Raw genomic sequence first — 214 nt, 5'->3', positions numbered from 1 at the left:
CGACTGGGGTGATCAGCGAGGCTTCGTCCCCGTGGTGCTTGACCGCGTTATGGAGCAGCATGATCCCTGTCCGGTTCGTATTGTCGAACACACTCGCCTTGTTGGTGAGATCCAGCGTCTGCTCAGTGTAGGGGAAGATGCTGCGGAACTCCCCGTGAGTATAGCCATCTAACCACGTGAAGCGCCCCTCGTAGTAATCGTAGTACTCCTCGAG

At 57.0% G+C, this 214-nt stretch carries 1 protein-coding gene; it reads right to left on the bottom strand.

Annotated elements, in window-relative coordinates:
• Positions 1-214: hypothetical protein (locus EXE42_RS20115; RefSeq protein ID WP_206750799.1), on the bottom strand; the 214-nt coding region annotated here is incomplete at both ends.

The organism is Halorubrum sp. SP3 (assembly GCF_005435195.1).
Classification (GTDB): domain Archaea; phylum Halobacteriota; class Halobacteria; order Halobacteriales; family Haloferacaceae; genus Halorubrum; species Halorubrum sodomense.
Note: the sequence above shows the minus strand (reverse complement) of the source record. Positions and strands in the feature narration are given on the sequence as shown.